At 64.5% G+C, this 26,592-nt stretch carries 8 protein-coding genes; 3 read left to right on the top strand and 5 right to left on the bottom strand.

All coding sequences use genetic code 11. The features are described from left to right. Positions 1 to 4 precede the first annotated feature (4 nt). Entirely contained in the window at positions 5 to 637 is a 633-nt protein-coding gene (gene bluB / locus IVA88_RS05905; protein ID WP_247496349.1) for a 5,6-dimethylbenzimidazole synthase, read from the top strand. 143 nt (positions 638 to 780) lie between these two features. On the opposite strand, the gene IVA88_RS05910 is transcribed toward bluB, so the two are convergent. The 3 genes from IVA88_RS05910 to IVA88_RS05920 form a co-directional block, all read right to left on the bottom strand. Next, on the bottom strand, positions 781 to 2,469 hold the full coding sequence (locus tag IVA88_RS05910; protein WP_247496350.1) for a ShlB/FhaC/HecB family hemolysin secretion/activation protein: 1,689 nt from the start codon (positions 2,467 to 2,469) through the stop codon (positions 781 to 783). A gap of 11 nt (positions 2,470 to 2,480) precedes the next feature. After that, positions 2,481 to 19,004: a leukotoxin LktA family filamentous adhesin gene (locus IVA88_RS05915; RefSeq protein ID WP_247496351.1), complete on the bottom strand. Its 16,524-nt coding sequence runs from the start codon at positions 19,002 to 19,004 to the stop codon at positions 2,481 to 2,483. 71 nt (positions 19,005 to 19,075) lie between these two features. After that, positions 19,076 to 19,837 (bottom strand): hypothetical protein, encoded by a 762-nt coding sequence (locus tag IVA88_RS05920; RefSeq protein ID WP_247496352.1) that lies wholly within the window; start codon positions 19,835 to 19,837, stop codon positions 19,076 to 19,078. Positions 19,838 to 20,132: 295 nt separating this feature from the next. Here IVA88_RS05920 and IVA88_RS05925 point away from each other — a divergent pair, with 295 nt between their 5' ends. Both IVA88_RS05925 and IVA88_RS05930 read left to right on the top strand, forming a co-directional pair. Next, complete coding sequence (locus tag IVA88_RS05925; RefSeq protein WP_247496353.1) at positions 20,133 to 21,164, top strand: ABC transporter substrate-binding protein; 1,032 nt, start codon at positions 20,133 to 20,135, stop codon at positions 21,162 to 21,164. Continuing rightward, positions 21,161 to 23,854 carry a hybrid sensor histidine kinase/response regulator gene (locus tag IVA88_RS05930; protein ID WP_247496354.1) on the top strand — a complete coding sequence of 898 codons (2,694 nt, stop codon included), beginning with the start codon at positions 21,161 to 21,163 and terminating at the stop codon, positions 23,852 to 23,854. Before IVA88_RS05925 ends, IVA88_RS05930 begins: the two co-directional genes overlap by 4 nt. A 23-nt stretch (positions 23,855 to 23,877) precedes the next feature. On the opposite strand, the gene IVA88_RS05935 is transcribed toward IVA88_RS05930, so the two are convergent. Continuing rightward, positions 23,878 to 24,846, bottom strand: a complete 969-nt coding sequence (locus IVA88_RS05935) for a LysR family transcriptional regulator (protein WP_247496355.1) — start codon at positions 24,844 to 24,846, stop codon at positions 23,878 to 23,880. A gap of 44 nt (positions 24,847 to 24,890) precedes the next feature. After that, entirely contained in the window at positions 24,891 to 26,564 is a 1,674-nt protein-coding gene (locus IVA88_RS05940; RefSeq protein WP_247496356.1) for a carbon-nitrogen hydrolase family protein, read from the bottom strand. Positions 26,565 to 26,592: the final 28 nt, after the last annotated feature.

Below are 26,592 nucleotides of genomic sequence, written 5' to 3' on the forward strand. Positions count from 1 at the left end.
GATCATGATCGAGTTCGACGATACGTTCCGCCAACACTTGCGCGAGCTGTTCGTGTGGCGCCGCGACGTGCGCCGCTTTCGCAGCGAGCCGCTGCCGGACGGCGCCATCGATCGCCTGATCGAGACGGCTTGTCTCTCCCCCTCGGTCGGCCTCAGCCAGCCCTGGCGCTTCGTCACAGTCGATGAGGCCGCACGGCGCCGCGCCGTGATCGACGACTTCAAGGCGTGCAACGCCGACGCGCTGAATGCCTATGCCGGTGAGCGCGCCGCGCGCTACGCCACGCTGAAATTGTCGGGTCTCGAACAGGCCCCCGGCCACCTCGCCGTGTTCGCCGACAAGGCCAGCGACGTCGGTCACGGCCTCGGCCGCGCGACGATGCCGGAGACGACGGAATATTCCGTGGTCGCGGCGATCACCGCGATGTGGCTCGCCGCGCGCGCCGAGGGCATCGGGCTTGGCTGGGTATCGATCCTCCGTCCGGATCGGATCCACGCCATTCTCGACGTGCCGGACACCTGGAAATTCATCGCCTATCTCTGCATCGGCTATCCGGAAGTCGAATGCGACCAGCCTGAGCTGGAACAGGCGAAGTGGGAGCACCGGCGCGGCGCGGATGAGTTCACGCTGCGGCGCTAGTCAGCTTCGGCTCCAGATCCATTCTCAATCATTGCGGGCGCAGCGAAGCAGTCCAGAAATCTTGCCGCGGAAGCAAGTCTGGATTGCTTCGTCGCAAGAGCTCCTCGCAATGACGACGGAGAGAGAGGCGGCGCAAGCTTTAGCTACGACTTGCTCCTGCCAGCCACTGCCGCCACAGGCGCGGGGATTTCCTGTTTCTGGAACATCAGCAACGGCCGGAAAATGACCCGGCCATAGGCCTCGTAGTGGTGCTGGGTCGAGACCGCCATCTTCAGCGGTGTCGCGTAATTTGCCTCGAACGTCATGAACGACGCGTAGGTCCAGGAGAAACCGACGCCGATGGAGCCCAGCTCGGTGATCCCGGGAAACGTCGAATACACCGCGCCCCAGTCAGTGAAGATGTAGGTGTCAAAGCCCTTGAGCCATGACGACCAATTGTAGTGCAGCTCGGCGTTGAAATAATAGCCGCTGTCGCCGGCCGCCGAGTTGGAGGGATAACCGCGCACGGTGGTCGGACCGCCGATCGAGAATATCTGGTCGCCCGGCAGCAGCTTTTCCTGTGTGTACTGCCAGCTCGCCAGCACATTGGTGCTGAAATTCGCGGGGCCCGCGGCGCTGGTCGCGAACAACGAGCCGGTACAGGTGTTGAACGTGCGGTTATTGCCGAGCACGTGGTCTTGCCATGTGATGTAGTTGACGGCGGGCGAGACCGTGATCGAATAGGCATTGCCGGAATTGGTCACGGAGACGCCGGCCGTGGCCTTGTCGTAGTGATCGTCGGTGACCGAGACCGTGGCGAAGCGGCTCACCGTCTTGCCTTCGGTCTCGGCGGCGTTGAGCAGCACCAGCCAGTTCTGCGTGACCCAGATCGGCTGGCTGAAATTGACCGCAGCCTGGCTCGAGCGTCCGGTGACGTCGAGCGCGACGAACGGTCCCTGGATGATCTTGATCTTGCCTTCGGTATAGCTGACGCCGGCGCGGCCGCCCCAGGGATTGACCGGGATGCTGTAGGCAACATTGCCGTTGAGGTTGCCGTCGGAGCGAACGCCGTAGAAAGTCAGGCGGTCGTCGACGCCGAACAGGCCGTGGCGCTTGTAGAAAGCTCCGCCCTCCCACCGGCCGGTGTTCTCAACACCTTGATTGTCGGTAAAGAGCTGCAAGGTGTCGACCGGCGGCTCGATCACGGCGAACTGGAGATCGGTCAGGCCGAAGCTCGTGCCGGGCTGCAGCAGCGCCTTGATCTGCACGTCGTTGGTTCGGTTGAACCAGATCACATCGCGATTGAGCTTTGGAACGTCGAGGACCTCACCTTCGGACTCCTTCACACGCTGAAGGATGTACTCGGTGCGGGTCTGCTTGTTGCCCTCGACGGTCGTCTTCTGGAGCCGGCCTTCGGTCAGCTTGACACGGACGATGCCGCCCTTGGCATCCTGGTCAGGCAGCGTCGCTATGCCCGTGACGATGCCGCGCTCGGTATAGATGGCGTTGATGTCGGCGACGAGCTGCAGCAGCGAGGCGATGTCGACATTCTTGCCGACGTACTTCTTCGCGATCTCCTCGAGCTCGGCCGGCGTGATGAACTTGGAGGCGTCGAACTCGACCTTGCGCAAACGGAATTTCGGCCCGCCCGGCTTGAGGAGCTGGGATTTTTCCCGCTCACCACCGATCACCGCCGGCCCGTTGAGTTTTGGCGGCGCGCTCTGCTGCTCGAGCTGGCGGCGCTGCCGGTCGACGTCGTTCTGGATCACGCCGGGATTGATCGACTGGCCGTGCGCAGAGGCAAGGCAGGACGCTGCCAGCCCGACCCCCAACGCTGCCCCCCAAATTCGCATCCCGAATTCCGTTACCATGCTTGTGCAAGACGGCCGACGGCCGGCTTCGCCATCTCGACAGAAGCGTCCTTCCAACCCGGGCGACCGATGTGCTGCCCCTGACGGCGCAGCTTGCGCATGTCGATCAGTCCCTCGATGTTGACGGCGGGGCCGGTCCCGACGGTCTCGACCGGCCGCGGCGTCAGCAGCGCATCGAGCCGCGCCTGGCCGGACAGGCCGAGCAGGTAGAACGTCCCGCCGTCCTTCTTCGCGAGCCAGGTCTCGATGCTCTCGCTGCCCTCGCCGTCCACGGAGATGTTGCGGATCATGCTGGCGCCGGTGAAGTCGTTGCAGCAGGTGTGGGTCGGCCCGTAATTGGTCACGGTTGCCGAGACGTCGCCGGTGTAGAACACCACATAGGCGTTGCTGACATTGGCGCTGCCGACCTGGCTCATCGTGAACACGCCGCCCGGCTGGTAGAGCTGGAGCGTCGGCCAGCTGGACGGAGCCGGCGTACGGTTGTTGAGCAGCACCTGCTGGGTTGCCGTGGTGAGCATGAGCTGACCCGGCGCATAGCCATTCAGGATCGAGACGGCGTGGGCGTCGGTCCAGAAGTTCGCATCCACCACCCTGAACTGGTTGATGATGATGCTGTCGGGATCGATCGAGACGTTGGCGGAGGTCGCGGTGCCGCCGTTGTAGCCCGTCACGTTCATGATCAGCGGGATCGACGGCGTCGAGCGGATCTGCTCGCCGTTGACGTTGATCGTATCAGCCGCGAGGTCGAGCTCCTTGACCACGCTGACGAAGCCGATCGTCAGGTCACCTGGCGAGGATAACTTGACCGTGTTGCCCCTGATCCGGTCGAGCGAGACCGAGCCCGCTGAAGCGAAGTGCGTGTCGCCGTTGGCGGAGATCGATCCGCCCCGGATCGAACCGGCATCGGAGCGCAGGTCGATGTCGCCGGCATCACCCGGGATGCCCATCGTGGTGAGCTGGCTGAAGACGATGTCGTCGACGGCATGCAGGGTCTGTGTGCCGCCGCTGATGGCGGTGCCAACGGTGATCACCCCGACAGTCGCGGTGACGCCGAGCGTGTCGCGGGCCGTGAGATTATCCCAATGAACGACAGTGCCGCTCAAGACGGCATTGCCAGTCGTTGCCGTGAGATTGTGACCGGTGTTGGTGCCCGCCGCGATCAGCCTTGCCGAGCCGTTGGCCGAGACCGAACCCAGCGTCGGCACGCCGCCCGAAGTCACCGTCTGCGCCAGGATGAAGCCGCTATCGGCATTGACGTTGATGCTGCCGGCATCGCCGTTGATGCCGGTGGCCGTCAGTGCGTTGAAGGTGACGTTATCGTGGGCGTGGATGGTCTGTGTGCCGCCGCTCTGCGCAGTCTTGAAGTCGATGCTGCCCTGGCCTGCGGTCGCGCCCAGCGTCGTGCCGGCGTTGAGGACGCTCCAGTTGATCGGCCCGCCGGCGGTCAACAGGCCCGCACCAGTGGTGGCTGCGAGCGTGTTGCCGGTGACGGTCGTGGCGGCAAGCAGCGTGGCTGAGCCGTTGGCCGAGACCGAGCCCAGTGTCGTCGCGCCGCCCGACGCCACCGTCTGCGCCAGGATGAAGCCGTTGTCAGCCGTGACAGTGATGTTGCCGATGTCACCGCTGTTGCCGGTGGCCGCGAGCGACTTGAATGTCACGTTCTGGCTGGCGTGGACCGTTTGCGAGCCGCTGCTGTCCGCCGTTCCGATGACAATGCTGCCATTGTTGGCGACGGCGCTGAAGCTGCCGCTCGCACCGGTGCCGGTACCCGCCAGCACCTGGTCGAGCGTCAGGCCATCAGTGCCCATGATGTTCACGCTGCCCTTCACTGCGGACAGCAGGCTCGCCTCGGTGTCGCTGAGAGCGTTCAGGTAGATGACGCCGGCGCTCGTGCTCGCCGATAGCCGAGCCGCGCTGAGAACGAACCGACCCGCCGCGCTGCCGATGCCGTTCGATGCGCCGAGCGCGATTTCGGCGCCCGCGCCGGACGCGACGATCTTCGTCTGGCCATCGCCGTTGTCGATGATCGCTCCCAGCGAAGCGACGCCGCCGGCGGTAACGACGACCGATGGCGCGTTCGAGGCCGCCGCATAGGACAGCGACGAGTTGAGCTGGCCGATGGTCGCGTCGGCCGTGGTGGTCACGGAGATCACGCCTGCCGCGTCAACAGCCGCATAGGCGCCCATGGACAGTGAGGCGGCGACCAGCGTCACACCGCCCGAGGAGCTGCTGGCCACCACCGGCGCCGCGCTGGTGCCAGCGGCAAACGTCACGGTGCCATTGGCAAGCAACTGCATCAGCCCGACGCTGCTGACATCCGCGTTAAGGCTGATCGCACCATGCGGCACGTTGAGCGTCAGCGTGCCGCCCGCCGTGAGCATCCCATAGGTGCCGGTCGCACCGACAGCGAGATCGTGCGCCGCGGCCAGGATGCTGAGGTCGCCGACGGCGGAGCCGGTGAGCGCGCCGGAGAGCTGCACCTGCAGCGGCTGGAACGTCGAGCCGTTGAAGCTGATATCGCCGCCGGCGCGCAGATCGAGATCCGCGCCGACGATATGCACGGCCGTGCGATCGGCGAAGCTGGTTCCACCCTCGGCATAGATGCTGCCGGTCGCGGCCAACTGGATGGCGCCGGTCGCCGAGACGTTACCGAGAACGAGGTCGCCGGTGGTCTGCTTCACATAGACGCCCAGTCCGGACGACACCTGATCGAGGTGATCGGTGGCCGGGTTGGTGAAGGCGATCTGGATCGCGTTCGCGTTGGCCGCCGGGTTGCTTCCGGCCGCGCCGGCGCCGCCGATGTTGCCGTGCTCGGCAATCAGGGAGAGGTTCGGAATGTCGCCGGAGATCACCGGCACGCCGCTCACGCCCGCGGAGATGCTGCTGACCGCATCGAGCTTGACGTCACCGCGACCGGTTATCTGGATGCCGTTGGCCTGCGCGGCGGCGATCGGACCGTAGGTCGCGGCCGCAATGCCGCCGAGCACGAGGCTGTTCTTGCTGCCGAGATAGACCTCCGACAGCGCCTTGGCGGTGACCGCGGCCGGGTCGTCGAGGATGACGAGGCTCTGCTGCGACAGCGTGACGTTGTAGGTGACGACGCCGGTCGTCGCGTCGGTGGACGCGTTGACGACGAGCTGTCCGGGACCGGCCGAGGCGAGCAGTCCCTTCTGGGCGGCCGTCAGCGAAGAGGCATTGGCACTCGTGAAGGTGAACGTCTGCGGCGCCGCCAGCTGGCCGACCGAGCCGTTCGGCGTGTACAGCATGACCTGGCTGGCCTTGATGTTGGCCGCGACGTCCTCGCTGATCGGCGGCGGCGGTGCACCGACGGCTGAAGACGAGACCGTGTAGGCGAGCTGGCTCTGAGTCCATTGCGAGCCCGCCGTAATCATGCCGTAGAGCTTCTCGGTCGAAGCGAGCGTATAGGCATAGCTCGAGCTGTAGGTCGCAAGCGCCGTCTGCAGGGCGGTGTTGCTCGGCATGAGCTGCTGGCCAGTTGCCACGCCGTCGAACAATTTGGCGAACAGGTTCGACGACAGCGTGCTGCCGAACAGCGTCGCCAGCGGGTCCGAGGGCGCGGTGCCGAGCAATGTCGTCAGCGAGGCCTTGACCTGAACCGTGTCGATCATGCCGAGCAGGAACTGGTCCTGCAAGAAGCGCGTCGTGGCCTCGTTCTTCATGTCCGTCGTCGAGACCGCGGAAGGATCGATGCCGAGCTTGGCCGCCACCTGCGCCCGCAGAACGGTCAGGCCGACCGAATTCGGGCTATAGGCGTTGCCGTTCGCGAAGGCGATGTTCTTGAGCTGGAAGTAGTCGTTATAGGCCGCAGTCACCATCGTCTGGTAACTGTTGACGGCTGCGGTTGCGCCGTTGCCGCTGAGGAGGTCGAGGCTGGTCCAGACGTCGGCCAGATGCGCGCTCTGTTCGGCGGTGAGGCCGCCGGACGACAGGCCGTTCAATATTCTGGCCTGCGCCCCATCGGAGGCCGCGGCCTCCAGGAAGACCGGGCCGCTCTTCGACTCGACCGTGCCGAGCCGCAGATCGCCCTTGGACTGCACGATGTAGGTTCCGGTCGTCGAATAGCTGTTGAGGATACCGCCGTCGACGCTGCCGTCGACCAGCCTCGTACCCGTCGCCTGTATCACCAGCGGATTGACGTTGGTGAGCACGGTAGCGCCGTTGCTGACGCCGGTCACTGCGCCAATCGCACCGCCGGTGGACCTGATCTCGATGTTCTTGCCGACGACGACGGGATTGGCGACGCTGTAGGCGGACGCCGAGTTGATGTCGCCGGTCGCCGAGATGAAGACGCTGCCCTGCGGCGCGTTGCCGGCTACGGTCGAATTCGCCTTGACCTGGTTGATCGACAGCGAGCCCACGGCCGCGATCGCGATATCATGGTCGATCGAATTGGCGGTGAGGCTGCCGCCATAGACCTGCACGGAAACCGGGGCCCCGCCGGCACCGATGCTGCCGATGCCACCCGCCGCCGAGAGCGTCACGCTGGTGCCTGATATCACCGGGTTGTTGGCGTTCGCGCCGACCGTAATGGCCGAACTGGCGCCGGTGGCCACCACCGAGGTCGTGCCCTGGAGGTTGTTGATGGGGCCGTTGACGACGATGCCGGAGTTCGAGGTGACCGCGACCGTGCTGGTGCCGCCGCCGTTGAACTGGATGTTGATCGGGTTGGATGCCTTGACCGTGTTGGTCAGCGTCAAGGTTAGATGATCGAAGATCTCCTGGTACCAGTTGTATTGGCCGTCCGCGCCGCAGCACTTCTCAGGATGCGTGTTGCCGCCGCCGCCGTGCGCCGAACCGGTCGCGGTGACTACCTCCTGGTAGTTCGTGCTCTGCAATTGGCCCGTGGTGGCGCCGTTGACGACCTGCTGCACGTCCGAGACCAGGCTGGTGGTGCGGACGAAGGAGCTGCCGCTGTTCGGATCCCGCGAGGTGTAGTGCCAGCCATAGTCGAACTGCGTGCTCGTCGTCGGACGATCCAATGTCGCCGTGTCGACCCACTGGTAGTACATGTTGGCTCGCGTCGCGTACTGCAGGCCGGCCGTGCCGCTGGTTCCGGCAAGCATCGAGGCGTCGTACTGGCTCGCATTGACGCTGTTGGTCCGATACGTCGATACCTGCTGGCCGCCCGGCGCGGCCGGATTGTAGACGTACCACGTCGTCTGCGCCTTGAGCTGATCGACGATCTCGATCACGCTGGCTGCGCTGACGCCTGTATTGATGGTGTTGGTGACGAGCTGAATGCCGGTGGAATTGTTCACCGTGATCGTGCCGGCGCCACCGTTGACGACGATGTTGCCCTGCGGCGTGCCGTCCGTCGAGGTCGAGATGATCTTGCCGTTCAGATAGACATAGCCGCCCGAACCCTGCACCACGCCGTTGAGAAGGATCTGGTCGGTGGCGGCATTGTACCTCGCGCCGACCTGGACGTCGCTGCCGCTCACCTTGGACAGATACTGCGTCAAATCCACATAGCTGCCGTGCTGAGCGTTGGTCTGGGCCTGGCCAAAGGCCGTGCTGTCGGCCTTGAGAGCGTTGATGGCGTTCAGCGCGCCGGTGCCGATATTGACCGAATAGTTGCTGCTCGAGCCGCTCTGGATCGTGCCGTTGATGTTGAGAACCGATGCCGACAGGATGATGGCCTTGCCGATGATGAAGGGCGCATTCGCCGGCGGATTGGTCGCCGTGTTCGCCGTCTTCGGCGTGATCACATCGGCCTGGGTGTTGATGACCTGGAAGTAGGCCGAGCAGCCCGCGCAGTTGAACGGGCTGGAGCCACTATAGACGCCCTGGCCGTCATAGGTGTGTCGCTCCCATGGGGCGGTGGTGATGGCCTGCGTGGTCGGCCCCTCGATCGTCGCGAGCGTGGACGCGCTGGGGGTGCTGCCGGCGTTGGGGTTGCCGTTGCCCGGCGCACCCGAGCCCATCGGCAGGAAGATCGCCGAATAGAGCGAAACGCCGTCATAAAATAGATCGAGCAGCCGCGCCGTGAAGATGGTGCTGTTGCTCGCCGTACCGGCGACGCCCTCGCTGCCGGAGGCGCAGCAATAATAGAAATACGGGTGATTCCCGCCGGATGCGATGTGCACGCCACTGTCGTAGGCACCATAGGCACCGAGATAGGTCGTCGCCGCCATCACCGCCGTCAATGTGTCGTTGTCGGCCGGCTTGTACTCGGTATTGGCCCATTGCGAGGCCACGTCGTGATTGGAGCTGAAGATGCTGCCGACGCCGCCGTTGAAGGTGAACGAGCCGTTGGGCACCACCATCTGGATTGTCGCGGCATCGAACGTCTGCGACGCGACGACGTTGCCGAGATTATTGGTGATCTTGAGCAGGCCGTTCTCGTTGGTGACGACGCCGTCGAAGTAGATGTCGGGCGTGCGCGTCAGCGTGTTGCCGTTCTGGTCGACACCGAGACCCGTGTTGGGGTCCTTGCGGTTATACACCGCCGAAATGTCGATGATCGGCGTCGCGCTGTTGTTCGACGTGAAAGTCACGTTCGATGACGATCCCGGGTCGACCTGAGGGTGCGTGACCAGCCCCCCCGTCACATTGGTGATCGTGAGGTTCGACAGTGCGACGAAATCAAGGCCCTGGTTCTCGATCTTGATCATGGGCGAAGAGCGCGCGATCACCGACGGCGCGACGAGACCCGCGCCGCCTGCCCCGGACAGGCTCTGCGCCAGGATCGAAACGTTGCCGGCCGACACCAGTATATCGCCGAAGGCGAAGGCGTTGCCGGAGGCATTGGCGGCGAACGGCGCCTGCTGGATCAGGGTGTTGATCTGACGCTGGACATCGCCGGTCGGATCGGTGCCGCCAAACGTGATCGAGGGCTGCGGGGCCGCAAGCGCGGTCTGCACTTGCGTCGTCGTCAGGCCGCTCAGAGATACGAGTTGGGCGAGGATCGTCTGGTAGGGATTGAAGCCGCCGACGATGGTGTACTGGATCTTCTGGTGGTTCCAGCTCATCACCGGATTGAAATGATTGACGTCGGAGACGTATTCGAGCGAGAGCGGATCGTAGGTGCTGGTGGTGGACAGGGTCGGCGTGGTCGCACCGAGTGCGATCGTGATCGTCTCGTCATTGTGGATGCCGGCCACCACGAGGCCGTTGAGCGCGACATTGCCGGTTCCACCGCTATTGTCGTTGCTGTGGTTGTCGCTGTTCTTGGCGCTGAAGATCTCAAGGTACGGATTGTAGTTGCTGCCGAGGCCGGAGGCCGTGACCTGGCCCGGGGTCGCGGTGAGCGAGATGTCCTTGGCGCCGAGCACCTTCGAGCCGATCGCGAGCGTCAGGCTGGTATCGTCGTCGGCATTGGCGGTGCCGCGGTAGAGCCCGGAGATGGGAACGACGGTGTTGTTGTAAACCACGGTCGTCGCGTTCGCGGCAACGCTGCTGTAGATGCTGCCGTCGCCGGCCAGGCCCGCAGCGATGTTGATCTTGCCCCAGGCCTCCACGGTCGAGCTGCCGCCGACATTGACGGTCTGTCTTGCATGCACCCATGCGTTGGTGCTCGCACCGACTCCGCCGACGGCGCCATAGAGGCTGGCATTGGCGTAATTGTTTGCCGCCATCCGCGAGGCCGAGCCGATATAGATGTTGCCGGCGCTGAACAGCTCTCTGGCCTGGATGTTGACCGCGAGCGTGGCGTTCGCCGTCATGTCGGATTGGGCGCCGCCGCCGGCGAACAGCCCCGCAGCGCTCAGGTTGACCGTGTCGGTCGTGCTCAGCGTGTTGTAGGCCTCGATGTTGATCGCGCCCGTCGTCGTCTTCGGATCGGCATTAAGGCTCAGGATCGTACCAGCGTCGATGTTGGTCGTGACGGTCTGGGTCACCCTGGACTTGCTGAGCGCGGCGGCGCCGGCAAACACGCCGCCGGAACCGGAGCGTGCGCCGCCACCAGCCTGGTTGACCACGTCGTTCGCAATCACAACCATGTCGCCGCCGGCCGAGTTGACGATCAGATGCGTGCCGATTTCAGCCGTGGTCGTCGAGGTGACGTCGTTCTGCGCGCTGCCGCCGGAGGCGCCCGCCGCGGAGGCCTGATAGGCGTCACCGCTGCCGGCATAGTTCGTCGTATGCTTGGCCTTGATGTTGAGGCCGCCGAAATAAAGCGTGTTGTCGGTCGCCTCGCCATAGAGCATGGCGTCGGTGACCGCGGTGGTGCTCGTCGTCGCGACCGCCGCGGCGCCGGCATAGGTGCCGCCGGCACCGACGATCGCGCTGGCGACATTGGTGTCCGTGCCCGTGGCCGTGATCTGGAGAACGCCCGTATTGGACGCTGTTGTGACCGCGTCAGCCCCCAGATAGGCATGGGTGTGGGCGCTCGATGAGACCTGCGCGATGGTCGCGCCAATGGCCAGGAACCCGGTCGAGAGACCGGTCGACTCGGCGTACTGGCTGCTGTCGTTCTCAGCTGCAATGACGACGTCGGCGTTGGGAAGGTGGATTCCTGTCCCGCCATAGGCGCTGACGGTCGCGTTCTCCGAAGCCTTTGCGTAGCTGCCCTGCGCACCGATCAACGAGCCGCCGCCGCCCGCGAGCGACCAGGCATAAGTCGTCGTGCCGCCCGTCGGAACCAGCGCCATGGCGGTCACGCCGAGCGCACCGCCCGAGAAGGTACTGTTGTCGCCGACATCGGCGGTGACGGTGGCGGTCACCGTCGATTCCGCGACGGACACGCCGATGGCGCCGCCGCCGACCGCGACGCCGATCGCTCTGCTCGAAAGGTTGGGTGTAATCGATGCCGACACCAGCGTGCCGGCGCCGGTCGCGGACGTGGTGATCGATGAGCTGGAACCGATCTCGGCCAGAACAGTCGAATTTTCCTTTGCCGTCGCGACTGCGCCGTCGCCGGCGACGATGCCGCCGGCGACCGCAGTCGCCGAGGCGGACATTGCGCCGGCCTCGGCTGCACCAACCGCAAGTGTCGAGCTATTCACCGTGGCGTTTGACAGCACCTTTGCGGCAACCGAACTGGATCGTCCCGTGGTGGCGATCGACACCCCGATGGCCGCAAGGCCGCCGGTGCCGCCGCCCGCCGTCACGCTCTGGGTCGAGCTGTCCATCGCCATGACGGCGACGCCGGTGCCGCCCGTGCCGGTCACGGAGCCGCCGAGCTGCGCCGTGACGGTATTGGCAACGTCGCCGACCGCCACCGCCGCATCCGCGCCGAAGTAGAGCGCTGCACCGCCGGCGATCGCCTCGCTGTCGACGGTCTTGCCCGAATAGGGTCCGGTGTCGGCGTCCTTGACCCGCGCCGCGACCGTCACGGAAGGCGCTGCAACGATCGCGCTCAGATTGGCGAGCACGCTGCTGTTGACACTGGTGTAACCGATGCCGGCACCGATACCGACATTCTTGGCAAATCCGGCGCCGAGCAGGAACATCTTGGTCGCGTTGGCGCTGGTGGCGGCGACATTGACCTGCGTGCCGGTAACATTGCCGCCCGCGATCTGGGCGGTGACGCCGTCATTGCCGCCCGTCAGAACCGTGCTGACGTCGTAGGTGGAGGTTGCGCTGGCGTTGCTCGGATTGCCCGAGGTGCCGCTCGCGACCGCGTCGCTGCCGTGCGAGGAATTGGTGCCCGCGTTCACCGAGGCGATGGTGCCGTTGTTGCCCTGATTGAGCTGGCCGGTCTGCTCGCCTTGCGTATCCGGATCAGCGGTGTTGGTGCCGATGATGATAACGCCGACGCTCGCACCGATGCCGACGCTGCCGCCGATGCCGGCGGTGACGGCGTATGACAGGACTTCCTTGGTGCTGAGCGCGCCGACATCGATTGCGCCGGACGAATTGAGGTTGCTGTTCCGGCTTTCCGCAATGGTCTGGCTCTTGAAGACGATGACGTTCGCCGCCGCGCCGACGCCGACGCCGGACCCGCTGGCGGCAATCGAAAGCGCGCCGGCGATCTCCTTGATCGCCACGTCCTCGGTCGCGTTGATGGTGACGGCTCCGGCCGCGCCGCCCGTGGGCGATTGCAACGTGGTGTCGTAGACGCCGGCAATGGTGGTGTTGTTGGCGATCTCGATGTTGGCCATCCCGGCGATTGCCGCCGTGCCGGTCGAAAGCGCGCCGCCGATCGAATAGGCCTGGAAGCGGTTCTTCGTCGTTGCCTCGACGTCGAGCGCGCCGCTCAGATTGACCGCGGTCGTATGCGCCGCGCCATTGCCCTGATAGTGGAACTCGTCGCCGACATAGGCCTCGGTCCGGTTTGCCGAGACCTGGACCAGGAACGCCGCGCCGATCGCGGCCTGGCTGCCATAGGCGCCGGAACCGTTAGCAGACGCGATGCCGGTGGCGTCGTAGGCGTCGACCGCGAGCGACGACGCCGTGAGAGAGCCGCCGTCGACATAGGCCTCGGTGGTTGCAACGAAGACGTTCAGCCCGACCGAGCCGGTGCCGAAGCCGACCGCGATGGATGACGCGTCCTGCTCGGCATTGGCTTTCACGGTGACGGCGCCCACTGTTGCGCTCGCCGACTGCACGCCACCAACGCTCGCATTGGTGATGTAGGCCTCGGTGTCACGAGACATCGTCGTGCTGAGAATGGTCGCACCGCCGCCCCCGTTTCCGGTTGGCGGCACCACGCCGGCGCCGAACGCGCCCGAATACGAGAAGCTGCTGGCGGCCACGTCGATCTGCGGGTACAGCGTCGAACTTGCCAGTCGCGTGTCGATCGCCGCGCCGTCGATATAGGCCTTGGTGAATCCGCTCATCACATTGGTGATCGGATTGATCATGATCGAGATGCCCGAGCCCGCAGACAGGGTGGCGACGTTGGTGACGACGGCCTGATGCGAGCTGGCGACGACGGCGAGGCCGCGTACACTATCCTGGGTCTCACTCAGATCGGGCGTGGTGTCGGTTGGCGCGCTGAAGCCGCCAAGATCGATCGCGTGCGCGAGCGTGCCGCTGTTGACCGAAAGCACGTCGCTCGTGCTCGTTCCGAGCGCATCCACTTTCGTCGTCGTCCCGCTGATATAGGCGGCGGTGGTGCCGGTGATCTTGTTCGTGACCATCGAGCCCGCGCCGCCGGCCGCGCCTTTGCTGATGGACACCGCGCCGGCGAAAACGCCCGCCTTGTCATTATTGCCGGCAATCACGGCAACATTGTTGTTCGCGGTGACGTCGGCCCCGCCGGCGACGCTGGCGGTGACGTTGGTTCCCATCAGGTTGGTGGCGACCGAACCTGCAAGGCCGATCTGCGAAGAAATCGCGATACCGACGGCAACCGTGGAGATGCTGGCGTCCGAGTTCGCGTTGACGGCGACGTTGCCCGAGGCGGTCAGCTTGGAGCCGGTGACACCGGCGCTGACATCGTTGGCAATGCTGCTGTAGACGAGTGCCAGGCCCGCGGCGCTGCCTTGCGTCGAAGCGCCAGCGACGGCGGCGGCGCCGGTGATGCTGGAATTGTCGGTCGCGGTGACCGAAATATTTTTGGCCGTGATAGCGGATTGTGACGCGCTGGACAGGTTGTTGCCGATAGCCGCCGAAACGATATTGGCGATCGAGCTGATCGTCATGCCGCCGACGCCGGCAAACTGACCGGTCGCCAGGCCGAACCCGATCGTGACCGACTGGATCTTCGTGGTATCCAGCGCACTCACCCTGACATCGCCGTTAACACCCGCGGTCAGCAGCACGTTGGCGATATAGGCCGAACGCGTCGTCGCGATGGTATCGTACACCATCGAGGCGCCGACATTGTTCTTGCCGGCCTGGATGATGCCCGCAACAGAGATGATGCTGGCACCCGGACCGTTCGCCGTACCGTCGTTGAGCGCCGCCGCGCTGAAATCAATGCAGTTTTGCGTGCCATTGCCGCTCGCGGCCGTGCACGTGTCCGATGCGAGATGATTGTTGTTCGACTTTCTGACGAGATTTCCGAGCGCCGTGTCGAGGTCCGACACAGCGCCGCTATCCGCCAGCACGGTCACACGCCCGACGTTGATGTTCACGGTCGAGTTGCTGCTGATATAGGCCGTCGTCGTCGAGGTGATTTCGTCGACGACGATCGAACCCGATAGACCGTTGGACCCTACCCCGGCCGACGCGGCGCCGGCCGCAATGACGCTGGCATTGTCCGCCAGCACCAGAAGCGTGTCGTAATTGCTGATCGACGTGGACTTGATATGCGCATCGGTTGCCTTGCCGCCCGAGGGATCGCCGATCGAGGCATAGGTCATGGCGACGCCAAAGCCGCCCTGTCCGCCGGAAACATAGAGCGAACCGCCGCCGATCGCGATGTTGCTGGTTTGGTAGGCATCGACCTCGAGAGCCCGCTGGACGCCTGTGCTCCCGCCGGCGATCGTCGAATTTTCGATGTAGGCATGCGCGCTGTCGGTGATGATGCCGACGGACAATGCGATCGAGGCAGCGTTGGATTGTGTTGCCGCAGCCAAGCCGATGGCGACGACCATTTCCGATCCGCCGTTCATGGCCTGCACGGTTACGGATTGCTGGTTGTTGACCGTGGAGTTGGAGATGAACGCCTGGGTGGCATTGTTCGAGATCGCCGCAGCGATGGTGCCGTCAATGGCCACGCTCGACGAGCCGGCGCCGCCCGCGAGGTTGGCGGCGGCGCCACCTGAGCCGTTGCTCAGGATCGTGTTGTTGAGCGCCTGGACCACCAACGTGGCCGTTGGACTCGGCGAATAGCGGTTGATCGTGACGCCGGTGATCGAGGCCGTTGTACCAAGGCTCACGTCGCTAATGGACGAGCTGCCGGCCAGATCGATCGTGAAGCCGTCGCCGGAGGCGCCCGACGACGAGCCGATCTTTGCCAGCGCAGTCGAAATTCCGCCGCCTCCGCCGGTGGCGGCCGCGCCGACGGCGCCGGCCTTGGTGCCGAAGTCCGATACCGAGGGCTCGGAGATCGCCGCCGCAATCGACGCCGCGGTGATCCGGCCCGCAGTGGTCGCGGAAATCGCCAGATGGTCGGCCGTGACCGACCCGTTACCACTGCCGTTCCCTGAGAACGGATCGTCCGCATTGAATGCTCCCTGCCGGACATCGTTGCGATTGTCACCGACATAGGCCGCGGTATCCGTGGTCGCACCGAGATAGGCGACTGCAAGACCGACGGCCGAGTTGCCGCCCGCCGAGACCGCACCGGCGACCGACAGCATCGACAGATCCTGCTGGGCGAGCACATTCACCGTCGGAGCCGACACGGTGGCGCCGATGCCGATCGAAGCATGCGTCGTGTTGTTCACGAGTGCGATCGACGTGATGCCGTTCAGCGCCAGCGCGCCGGCCGCCTTGCCGGACGTCGGCGCGACGCCGAAGAACTGGTCGGTCGTCGTTGCCGTGATCGAGATGTTGTCGGTCGCGCCGATCGAAGCGCCCGACGCCACGCCCGCGATCGTGTTGCTCCAGAACTGCACAAGGTTGAGCGCGCCGCCCAGCGACGAGCCACCCGACGTGTTGCCCGGAAGCAGGCCGAGCGTGCCGACATTGCCTGCGGCATCGATCGAAGCCGAATAGGCACTCGCCGTGATGGCAAGCGTTGCGTCAAAGGCCTGTGTTGCGCCGCTGTCGAGCGCGGCCGTCCACGCGCCATTGCCACAACTCGCAACCGTGCAGGTCGCCGTGAGGCTGGCGCCGGTCGCAACCCACGCCGTGGTGTTGTTGTGGACCATGAAATTGTTGAGCGACCCGGCGATGCCGACGGTGTCGCCGGCGTCCGCGGTCGCATTGGCATAGCTGGTCAGGATGCTGCCGCCGACGCCGAGATTGCCGTTCAGATGTCTCAGCACGTCCGTCAGCGAAGCCCATTGCAACCAGGTGTTGGTGATCGGCAGATAGGTGTTCGCCGAGACACCGATCTCCGGCGCGTTGATCAGGGTCCCGGCGCCGATATAGGCGTTCGAGTTATGCGTGAAATCGCCCCATGCGACCGCCGCGGCGACAGCCGTCGATTGGCCGTCGACAGGGCTCGAGCTGATCGCCGAGGCCGTCGCAATGCTGCGCACGCCCACGTCGATCACGTTGCTGATGACGGCGACGTTGCCTGACGTATAGATCGACGGCGCGCCGCCGCTCGGATTTTGCGCGATCGCCGCCGTTGCGCTTTGGGTGCTGTTGGCAATCGAAAGCGCCGCCGAAGCCTTGAGATTCAGGTCCGCGGTGAACAGCGTGCTGAACTGCTGGGAGAACAGGTTGGGATTCATCGTGCCGACAACCAGGGCGCCCTGGAGTCCGGCAATCAGAGCCGGCGTACCGGTGATGGTCGAGGACGTCGTCGAGTTCGACGTGGTGTTCGAGGTCGCCTCGACCGTCACCGAGCCGTTCATCCGGTTCGACGTGCTGGACCCCAGCGATGACCCGAGGGTCGCGGTCGCCGACGTGTTGACGTTGCTGATCGCGACGGCACCGCCGACGCCGCCGTTGAGGGCCGGATTATCCAGTCCCACGGAGGTCGCAGAGGTCGAGAAGCTGTTGTTGTTCAGCGCACGCAGCGCGAATCCACCCGTCGATCCGCTCGCGGTCCCTACGCTCAGGTGGGCGCCGGTCGCGATGTTTGCCGCCGTCGTCACCGACGCCGTCGAATAGGCTACCGTCGCCACGAGAACCGCGCTCGAGGTCATCGATACGGCAGTGACGTTCATCGTGGCATCGTTTGTGGCCTTGATGCCGAGGCTGCCGCCCGCGCTGATCGTCGCGTTGCTTGCCACATTGGTAGTTACGTTGCCGGCAATGTTACCGACCACGACCGCAGCGCCGACCGGCGATGCGCCGAGGAGCGACGAGGCGATAACGGGATCCTCGGCCCTCTCGGACCCGTATGCGCTGATCGAGACGTTGCCGCTGCCGGAGATATTGGCATGGCCGTTGATGTTCACGGTCGCGGTTGCGCTCGCCGCGACATAACCTCCGTTGAGGCCCAGGATCATGCCGGGGACCGACTCGCCGACAAGCGCGAAAGTCGAAGCGAGCGAGCTCGTGAAGCTCGCGACCGCCGTGGAGCTCGCGCTGATCGAGATCGCGCCGCCGGTGATCGTGCCGTCAACGGTGATGCCCGTGGTCGCATGCGCGTGGCCGGACATCAGGGTCTGGCTCGCCGTCGCGGCCAGCGTGACATTGCCGCTGGTGTAGCTAGTTCCACCAGTATTGATCGCCTGGGCGAGAATTTGCGCTCCGTTGACGATGCTGATGGTCGGCGCGTCGATCTCGACATTGATCGCGTTGCCGACGGAATGAGTCTTGGTGGCGTCGAGATTGCGGGCATCGATCACGGCATGCGCGGCCAGCGTGACCGAATTGTCGGCCTGAACCAGATAGGTGCCACCAGCACTCAGCGCCGCGATGGCGTTGGCGACGGAAGTGTTCCCGAGGGTTACGCCGGTGTCGCCCTGGCTGCTGTCGCCGATCACCACGTCGGTCGGGTCGATCAGCAGCGTGCCGGCCCGGCCGTTGGGTGCGGCGAGGTTGATGGTAACGCCGCTGCCCACGTCAATGACGCCGTTTCCGCTCAGCTCGACCAGGCCCGCATTGCCGGTTTTCGAGCTGGCATTGATCTTTGCGCCGCTCTTCACGGTCACGTCGTTGCCGGCCTTGACGAGGACGCCGCCGGCATCTGCAGTCTTGCTCGCCGTGCTCAACCGCGCATTCTTGCCGAGTTCGGCTTTGTTGCCGGCCACAACCGTGATGTTGCTCGGCATCGTGGCCTTGCTGCGCGCGGTGAGCCGTCCATTGACGCTGGCGTTGTTGACCGCACCGATGTGGAGCGAGCCGTTACGCACGGTAATCGCGGCGGCGCTCCGCAGCCCCTTGGAATTGACCGAGGCTGCGAACTTCGCGGCGTGATCGAGATTGGCAATGTCGCGCTGGCTGGCGCCACCGCCAACGAAGACGTTCTGCCCGGTCAGGCGGACACCATCTATGGCGTTAACGTGGCCGTAAATCCGGATATTGCCATCAGGCGAGACTGGAAACGACCCCGCCATCAGATTGCCTACCGCCGAGCCGTTGATCTGTCCCCCCGCACCGATCAGACTGTCGGTGAACTCGCGCGTCGGCGTCGAGACGTTGAGGCTGCCGACATTGACCGTGCCGCTGCGGCCGACCACGAAACCCTTAGGATCGGCGAAATAGACGTTACCGCCGATCGCCCCGTTCATATAGGAATTAAGCGTGCCGTTGATGTAGACCGGCGCGTCGCGAACGATATTGACGAGATTTTGCGTGCCGGTCGGCAGTTGCAAATTGACGGTGTTGCCCTGCCCGACGCTGAACTGCGAGAACGAGTTGAAGGCATTGTTGCCAGAGACGGTCGACGTCGTGACGTTGGTTACGCTGCCGGACGTCTGGAGGCTGGTTCCGGTGCGGCCATCCGGGGTGATCGCGTTCGCCGGCTGTGCCTGCAGGCGGACACTGAAGACCGGCAGGAAGACCATCTGCATCGCGCAGAGCAGTGACATCGAACGGAAACGCGCAAGTCCCCGCAGCGTCAGCTCGTCATTGTCTCGCCTTGCAGGCCGTCGGCGCATTTCAGATCCTCATCAGCGGCATTGGCGCCGATCCACAATCGGGTGGGAGAATGTCGTGGAAGCGTCCGGCATCAGAACTGGCCGGGCGGCAGCTTGAAGATGTCCGGGCTCTTGGCGTCGGCCACGTAGAACAGCAGCAGGCTGGTCGGCGTCAGCACACGCTGGTTGTTGTCCCTGTTCTCGAATGTGCCCTGGAGAAGCAGGATGACCGAGCGATCCTTGGCGTCACTACCGCGGAACATCACGATGCCGCCGTTGACGGGCATGTTGACCGCGATGGAGTCGGGCTTGAAGCCCTCGCTGAGGAAATGGGCCCGCAGGATGTTGGCGTTGGAGAACAGCTTCTCCGGCGTGATCGCCGCGTCGCTGCCCTTCGACCAGACTGCGCCGATCTGGATCAGCGACTTGGACTTGTAGCCGAACACATAGGAGAGCTCGGCGGTGCCGCCGTTCGGCAACAGCTCGGGCGCTGAATACAGCAGGCTGTGCGTCAGCTCGGACGCATTGTCCTGTGCCTTGACGGCGTCGGGCTTTGCGCCGAAATCCTTGGCTATCGCCGCGCGCACGTCGGCCTCGTTCATCCCGAACTTGGCGGAGCGGAAGCCGTCGATCGCCTTGGACTTGTCATCTGGCGACGATGTCTCCGCGGCGGCTGCCGACGTCGCGCCGGCAGCGACCGGCGTACCGGCTGCTGCGGGAGCAGTACCGGCAGCATTGGCTTTCGATGCCGGCGCAGCTTTCTGCTTCGGCACGGCGCCCTGGGCCGCAAGGGGCCCGGCCGCGACAGAGGTGAGCAGGCCAACGAGGGTCGGAACGAGATAAATTTTGCGCATCGAAAACCTTCGGAAAAAACTTGAAACAACGCTTCAAAAATCGACAACTCCGAAATCGGCTTCCCCGAACCGTCATCACAACCGTGACCGAGAATGTTGCAACGCCGCAATGCGTTACAAGGTGTCACGAAGTAGGCAAGGCTCGAAACAGCGACTCTTGGGCGGCGTAGGAATACGGTATCCGGCTGCCAAACGCTGCGAATGAGCATTCATAAACGCATTTTTTCATCAATTGTGGATACCCGCCGTTCGCGCTAAGCATCGGTCTAGGGCAAGCCATCATGCAAAGGGTTTCATGACCGAACGGCCTTCCGCTCTCGCGGTCGATCGCCGCGGGTTCATTCGCCTTGCGAGCACAACCGCTGCTGGCTGGCTGGCGCTCGGCGCAACATCGGATCGCGTGCGGGTCGTGGCATCGCTGACGGCATTGCCGCTCGACGACGAATTGACCAGAAGAAGCATGATCGACAGCCCGACCTCTCGCCTGGGTGGTCTCATCGTGGGCTTGAGGCAGCGAGGTTGGGTCGAAGGCGTCAATTTCCGCTTCGAGCTCCGTTCGACCTTCGGCGCTCCGGATAGACTGAAAACCGCGGTTCAGGAATTGCTCGCGCTCAAGCCGGACGTGATCCTGACCGGCTCGACGATCGAAACCGCAGCAGTCCTGGAAGCCACCCAAACCATTCCGATCGTGTTCGCGACCGCCAACGATCCCGTCGGCAACGGCTTCGTCGAAAGTCTCGTCCATCCCGGCGGCAACGTGACCGGCTTCACCAACAGCAGCGCCGAGATGGGCGGCAAATGGCTTCAGCTCATCCGGGAGGCCGTGCCGGATCTTGCGCGCGTCGGTATCCTGTACAACCCGGCGACCACACCTCGCGGCGGCCGCTTCTTCCTCGATTCCATCGAGCAAGAGGCAGCACTTGCCGGCGTGTCCGTGGTCCCCGCCCCCGTCAGCGCGCCAACGGACATCGACGAAGCCGTCAGGCCCTTTTCCAAGGCGCCCAAGGCGGCGATGATTGCGCTGGTCGACAGCTTCCTCGTGGTCCACCGCCAGGTGGCGGTGGCCGCGGCGGCCAAATATCGCGTGCCCACGATTTACCCGTTCTATTATTTCATGGATGCGGGCGGACTGATGAGCTACGGGCCGACGCTCGAAGTGCGCTCGGCTGATTATGTCGATCTCATCCTGCGCGGCACCAAGGCCGGCGATCTGCCGGTGCAATCCCCGCGGAAATACGAGCTCCTGATCAACCGCACGGTCGCCCGCGCGCTGGATTTGACAATCCCGTTCACGCTGCTCGCGCGCGCCGACGAGATCCGCGAGTGAACGAGACGATCGACCAGGGAGATCTACGGCCGCCTCCCGGCCGCCTGTTTCGCAAATACCTCTACTCGATCGTCGCGCTCGCTTTTGCCGCGCTCGCCATCAACACCGGCTTCGATGTCTGGTTCTCCTATCGCGAGCAGAAGCAGCTTCTGGCGGCGACCCAGCGCGAGCAGGCCGCCTCCGCGGCCATCCAGATCGGCCAATTCATTGGCCAGATCGAAAACCAGATCAGATGGCTCTCACGCTTGCCCCCGGAGCTGTCCACGAACGAGGACCAGCGTCTGAACGCCATCCGCCTCCTGCGCCTCTCGCCCGCCATCGCGGAACTCGCCGAGCTCGACGCACGCGGCCGCGAGCAGGTGCGCGTGTCGCGCCGTGTCGCGGACAGGGTCGGCGACAATGCCGACCTCTCTGCTTCGCCGGCCTTCCGCGGCGCCAATGAAAGCCGCGCCTATTACGGGCCTGTCTACTTCTTTGGTGATACCGAGCCATTCATGACGCTTGCCACGCGCGGAACTGGCCTCACGCCGAATGTGATTGTCGCCGAGGTCAATCTTCGCTTCATCTGGGACCTCGTCGCCGGGATCAGGGTCGGCAACACCGGCAAGGCCTATGTGGTCGACCGCATGGGAATCTTGATCGCGCATCCTGATTTGTGGCGGGCGCTGCGCCGCAGCGATCTCTCCGCGCATGCCGACGTCCGCGCCACGCTCGATGGCGTGGGGCCGCCCTCGGGCGGTGTGGTGAAGGAGGATCTGTCCGGTCAACGCGTGCTGTCGACCTATGCGACGGTCCCCTCGCTGGGCTGGCTGGTGTTCGTCGAGCTGCCGCTCACCGAAGCCTATGCGCCGATCTATGCATCGATCGGACGCGCGACATTTCTCCTGGTCGTCTTGCTGGCCTGCGCGGTGTTGGTCTCTCTCTTTCTGAGCCGGCGCATGACCGTGCCGATCCAGATCCTGACGCAGGGGGCGCGACGGATCGGCAGCGGCGACCTCGGCCTGCGGCTCGCGATCAAGACCGGCGACGAACTGGAGGCGCTTGGCGATCAGTTCAACCGGATGGCCGCTCACTTGCGCGAATCCTATGCGACGCTCGAGCACAAGGTGATGGAGCGCACCTCCGAACTTGAAAAGACCCGCGACCAGGCTCTTGCAGAGCACGACGCCGCCGAGCGGGCGCGCAGCGCGGCGGTAGCGGCCAACGAGACCAAATCACGTTTCCTCGCGGTCGTCAGCCACGAGCTGCGCACGCCGCTGAACGGCGTCATGGGCGTGCTGCAACTGCTCGACGACGGCAGCCTCGGTGAGGCACAGCGGCGTCACCTGACGACCGCGGCCGCATCGGGCGAAACGCTGATCGCGCTGGTCGACGGCATCCTCGAATATGCGCGCCTCGAGGCCAGCGCCGAGACTTTGGAGGCCCGCGATTTCCGCCTCGACCAGCTCATCGAAACGGCCGCCGACCTGATGCGTCCGCAGGCCTCTAGCAAGGGCCTGACCTTCGACCTCGCCTGCGATGCGACGGTCAATACCTCCGTGCACGGCGATCCGGTGCGGCTCAATCGCATCCTGCTCAATTTGATCGGCAACGCGATCAAATTCACCCCGCGCGGCGGCATCGGCTTGAACGCGGCCGCCGAGCGGCATGACGATCGTGTCCTGCTGCGCATCACCGTTCGCGATACCGGCATCGGCATCGCGCCCGACATGCACGAGCGGATTTTCGAGGATTTCGTCCAGGCCGACGACAGCATCGCACGGCGTTTCGGCGGCACTGGCCTCGGACTTGCGATTGCGCGGCGCCTCACCCGCCTGATGCGCGGCGAGTTGACGGTGGCGAGCATCCCAGGTGCGGGCAGCTCGTTCATGCTTGAAATACCGCTTGGCCTCGCCGCGACGGGCATCGCGCAAGGCGCGGTTCAGCCGCCATCGCGGCAGCTTCGCGTGCTGCTGGTCGACGACGACCCCGTCAATTGCGAGGTCGGCGAAGCGATGTTGAAGAGGCTCGGCCACCACGCGACCATCGCCACGAACGGCGCGTCTGCCATCGCTCGCGCGCGCGACCAGACGTTCGACATCATCCTGATGGATCTGCACATGCCCGACATGGACGGCGTCGAGGCGGCATCGCGAATCCGCAAGCTCGGTCTGCCGATGATGCCGCGCATCATCGCGGTAACCGCCGACATGTCGCGCCGCGCCCGCGAGCGGCTCGCGGGCGCAGGCATCGCCAAGATCGTCTGCAAGCCGATCCTGATCAACGCCCTCCGCGAGGCGATCGAGGACGATCACCAGAACGAGCCGGCCGCGGCGCAACTCGCCGCAGGCGCATTGATCGACCGGCACTTCCTCGACGACCAGAAGGAACTGCTGGGCGCCGCGCAAATCGAAAAGCTCCGTCACCTGCTGGAGGAGACCAGCGAGAAGCTGATCGAGGACATCGCCAAGGCAGCTGAGCTTGGCGAATACACGCAGCTCGCGCGTCACGCGCATCAACTCGGCAGCGCCGCGAGCGCGCTCGGCCTCGTCCGCCTGTTCGAGGGCTGCCGCGAAGTCGAGCTGGCGGCAGCCACGATGCCCCCCGCGAAGTGCCAGAGCTGCGTCCGCGAACTTGCGGCGCTTCGAGAGGCCTCGATGAGCGCGCTGGACGATCTGCTTCGGCCCGCCGAGCGGCGTTCGGTCAGTTAGCACCTCCCGCAACAGCCTTATACCTAGGCGTGATGGCTCGCCGACATCAGGAAATCGACGTCGGCCGCGACGCGTTTCTCGAGGAATCCCATGACAGCCTTGATGCGGGCGATGTGCAGCAGGTCCTCGTGGACGGATATCCAGATATCGCGGACGGAAAAATAGCTGGGCAGGATCGGGCGCAGATCCTTGTTGTGGGCGGCTACATAGGACGGCAGCATGGCGATGCCGAGCCCGTTCGATGCGGCCACGTATTGTGACACCAGGCTGGTACTGCGGAACACGACGTGTGCCGGCCGCAGGATGTCGGACAGCCAGCGGTTCTCCTTGATGTGGATGTGTTCGTCAATGAAGTCGACGAAGTCGTGATTGTCGAGGTCCTTCAGGTCGGACGGTGCCCGCGTGCGATGCAGATAGCCACTGGAGGCGTAAAGGAAGCTCCTGAACTCGCCGATCTTCTTGACCGAGAGCCGCCTTCCTTTTGGTTTGAAGAAGCTGATGAAGATGTCGGCCTCGCGGCGCGTCATGTCGAGGAGGCGTGTATCGGTGATCAATTCGACCTGGATCGAGGGCCAGGCCTTGCTGAATGCGGCCATGCATCTCGTCAGGTACATGCTGCCGATGCCTTCCATGGCGGCAATTCGCACGGCTCCGGCGGCGTCCGCCTTCTCGGAACCGACCACGGTCTCGATGATGGCGTTGGCGTTGTTCTCCATGCCTTCGGCAAACTGGAGCAGTCGCACACCCGCTTCGGTCAGGGCAAAGCCTGCCTTGCTGCGCTTGAACAGCGTGGTGTTGAGGCTGCGTTCGAGCTCCCTCACCCGCCGGCTGACAGTCGTGTGGTCGACCTTCAACTTCTGGCCCGCGCGAACGAGATTGCGGGTGCGCGCGACCTCCAGGAAGAAGATGACGTCGTCCCAATTGTAACGCAGCGTTCGCGCAGCCTTTGCCACCTCGGCCGTCCTGATATGCCCGTTCGCGAGCTTCGGCATCTAACACTCGCTACTTTCGGGCATATCGGGCGCTACCGCAACCGTCAGGCGGCGATGATCGGGGCGTAGGTCTCGACCAGCCGGTTGGCGAACATGTCGACCTTCGGGATCATCAGCTTCTGCCGGCAGACCGCGAGATCGATGTGCTTGGGCATGACAGCGCCCAGCTTGAGAACGCGCGGCGCTACGACGTTGATGTCCCAGAGCGGAAAACCGGTCGGCGGAATCACGAGGCTGCCGCCCGGATAGGGCGAATCGACGCGGTTCGCCAGCACCACCGCCACGCGATTGTCCTCGGCCCTCGGAACAGCCAGCAGTTCGCGTTCGAACGGCTCGCGCAGCGAGGCCGGCCACAAGATGATATCGGCCGCCGCGATGCCGAGGCAACGCGAGACCTCGGGGAATACTGCGTCGTAGCCAGACATGATGCCGATGCGGCCGAACGGGGTCTCGAACACCGGATATTCGTCGCCCGCCCTCGCCCATTTCCGCTCCTCGGCGGTCAGATGGGTCTTGCGGTACTTCCCGATCTCCTTCCCATCCGGCCCGATCAGGAACGTCGTGACGAACAGTCCGGCTGCGGCGCGCTCTACCGTGGGGAGCGCGATCAGGCATTGGTAGCGGGACGAGATCGCGGCCATCCTCGCCAGCAGGGTCGTCGTTTGGTCGGCCAATGCCGCGGCCTCCGCCCCGTTCGGAATGGCGGTTGGACAGAATGCATATTCCGGCAGTGTGAGGACCTTGATGCCGAGCTTGGCCGCGTGATCGATCATATCGAACACGTCCCCGGCTGGACTGTCCTTGGTGACGTGCATCTGCACGGCGGCGACTTTGGCAACCGATTTCGCCGGGATCAGCGGCTGCTCCGCGATCCGGTAGACCGGCGTCTTCTCATAAGGCAGCGCCATCAGGCCGTAAGTCTCGGGACGGCGATCGGCGATCTTGTCGTTTGCCGAGTAGATCGATTTGTCGCTCGCGGCGTCGAGATCGATATCGGCCACGGCCATACCGTGTGTATCGTATGGCACCTTCGACAGCACGCGTCCTTTGGGATCGACGATCATGCTGCCGCCGGGATAGTAGATCGACCGCTCATAGCCGGCCTTGGTGGCGGCCACGAGCCACAGGCCGTTCTCGTAGCTGCGGGCTGGGCCCCACATGTCCGCCTGGTCCATGCTGAAGAAGTTCGCCATGTCGACGATCACTTCCGCACCCTGCATCGCCATCGAGCGGAAGATCTCGGGGATGCGGCCGTCAAAGCAGATCAATAGGCCGATCTTTCCGAGGTCGGTATCCACCACCGGGCAGCCGCGCTCGCCGAACGCGAACCAATTCTGATCGTGTGTGGCAAGGAACTGTTTGTGATAATGACAGACGGTCTCGCCATTTCGGCCGAACATGATGCCGGTGTTGAAGATCTTCTCCTTATCCGGATCCCACTCGGTGACGCCGCTGGCGATGTAGATGCAGTGCTTTTTCGCGAGCGCGGACAACGCAGTCACGAACGGGCCGTCCTTCATCGTCTCGGCGAGTTCACGGCAGTGCTCGGCGGAGTCGAAGAGATAGCCGGTGTCCATGCATTCGGGGAACACCACCAACTCGGCTCCCTGCCTCACCGCATCCTCGACGTATTGCTTGGCCAGCGCGATGTTGTGGTCAAAGTCTCCCAATCGGGCGAGCGTCTGGACGGCGGCAGCGCGGAAACGGCGCTTCGTCATGTTGGTCTCCATGTTTCGAAGATTGATC

This window comes from Bradyrhizobium sp. 149 (genome assembly GCF_023073915.1).
Classification (GTDB): Bacteria; Pseudomonadota; Alphaproteobacteria; order Rhizobiales; family Xanthobacteraceae; genus Bradyrhizobium.